The sequence below is a fragment of the Okeania sp. SIO2B9 genome (genome assembly GCF_010672505.1).
In the GTDB taxonomy this organism is placed as follows: domain Bacteria; phylum Cyanobacteriota; class Cyanobacteriia; order Cyanobacteriales; family Microcoleaceae; genus Okeania; species Okeania hirsuta.
The window spans coordinates 1-1,880 of sequence record NZ_JAAHGK010001402.1; the positions used below are offsets into that span (position 1 = coordinate 1).

The 1,880-nt window shown below is 33.1% G+C and carries 2 protein-coding genes and 1 pseudogene; 2 read left to right on the forward strand and 1 reads right to left on the reverse strand.

The genetic code is table 11. The annotated features are described in order from the left end of the window. Positions 1 to 522: 522 nt before the first annotated feature. A complete protein-coding gene (locus F6K13_RS31165) occupies positions 523 to 645 on the reverse strand; it encodes a hypothetical protein (protein WP_275670358.1) in 123 nt (40 codons plus the stop codon). Positions 646 to 769: 124 nt separating this feature from the next. On the opposite strand from F6K13_RS31165, the gene F6K13_RS31170 reads away from it, so the two are divergent. After that, on the forward strand, positions 770 to 1,066 hold the full coding sequence (locus tag F6K13_RS31170; protein ID WP_124144750.1) for a hypothetical protein: 297 nt from the start codon (positions 770 to 772) through the stop codon (positions 1,064 to 1,066). A gap of 225 nt (positions 1,067 to 1,291) precedes the next feature. Then, positions 1,292 to 1,579, forward strand: a pseudogene (locus tag F6K13_RS31175) (XisI protein); the annotation flags it as partial. Positions 1,580 to 1,880: the final 301 nt, after the last annotated feature.

A 1,880-nucleotide genomic window follows, 5' to 3' on the forward strand; every position in this document is an offset into this window, starting at 1 on the left:
GTCCGGTTGAACAGTGATAAATAAATAACTACGGAGGAGTCAGTCCTCAGGAGGGAAGAAAGAAGAAGTGGAGTTGAAGGAGAAAGTTTTTTTATAACTAATTATCCGGACATGATATTATATCATGTTCGGATAATTAGTTATAAATAACTGTTGTTAGGAGTCAGGAGTCAGGAGTAAATATTGGAGGAATAGTATTGATAATTTCAGTATTTGTTTGGTACTGTCGATACCCGGAGTCCTTAAATTTTATTTATAACTGACCCGTCCGAACATGATATTACGCAGCTACAATGTATTTTTGTCTGAAGCGACTGACAACTGATAACTGAAATGACAGGGTTTGCGGAGTAGTCTGAAATGGAAAGCAATCTCAAATCCTAGTTTTTCGTACCTCATGGGTAAGTCCTGATTTTTTATTTTGTAGATATAACAGTGCGTGCTGGTATATATATACTAATTCACTTTAAAGATGTCACAAATAGTTTCCAACTTTAAATGTGAAATAATTTGCTGAAATTATCATTTTCTTTGTGGGTTTAATACCCCACCGTCAACGGTCGTGTTCAAAATTACTTGGGGGAGCGAATCCCCATGTAATTTTCCTCCTGTCTCCTGTCTCCTGTCTCCTGTCTCCTTCTTCAATGTATAATATAAAGTTTTGAGCTGATAAAATCTGACTTTTTAACTTTTGACTTTTAACTTTTGACTTCCGTGCGATCGCTAATTCAGAAAATAACAGTTCAGAAAATAAATAACATCTTTAAAAATGTCGAAATACATTATTTTGTCAATTTTTTTATTAATATTCTTTTTTGCTGTTACACCCCCCGCAGCAGCATCTTTTTGTCGTAACTATAACGGCAATAAAATTTGTATTCTCAATATTAAGCGCAGTGCTAAAAACTATTGGGAATATCGAGCAGAAGTTAGTATTAATGGTAGGAGAAAACCATTGGAAATTTATAACTGTCGCACTGAAGAAAAAATACAAAAAAATGGTAAGATTGTTAAATTTAAACCTAATGGTGCTGGTAAATTAATTTGTAATGTTCTCAATAAATAGTCATTTGAAGAAGGAAGAAGGAAGAAGGAAAAAGAAAGAAGGCTTAAAAGCTTGAAAAACCTTAAATTTCCTGTAGATATTCACATGATAAAGCTTAGAGAGGGAAATGTTTTTCCTACTGTTCCCTGTTTCCTATTCCCTGCTATATGAACCTGCAACAGAGGAGATTGTCCAATGGATAAGTTAGAGCTTTATCGAACCTACATTTAAACCCTATTAGAAAAGTATGGTCAATCAACATTTCGCAACGAAGATGTAGAAAACGAACTATTTTTTGACCCCATACGGAATCATTATCAACTTATGCGAGTTAGTTGGAAAGGGTTGGAATGAATTTACTATACTGTTTTACATTTCGATATCAAAGATGGCAAAATTTGGCTTCAGCATAACGCTACTGATATTGATGTCGGTCAAGAATTAATTGAAATGGGTATTGCTCAAGAAGATATTGTATTGGGGTTACATCCGCCTTACAAGCGTCCATACAGGGGCTATGGTATTGCTTATTAAAACTAGGAGAAAGCAAGAAACCAGGAGTATAATAAAAAAGTTTTTATTTTTTTCGTGACTAATTAAATTTATGATTTTATAGATAATTATTAATATGTTTAGCCTAAAGAAAGTGATTACTAATATTACGAAAAAACAGGATATTCAGTTGATTAATTTAGATTAATTTCTTGATTGGTATCCTGATGGTTATGATAGTAGGGAAGTTGTACATAACTTCCCGATCATAAATCAAGTTACCACAAAATTAACCAATTTTCCAGGTACCACAATTACCTTTTTAATCTCCTTACCTTCTATA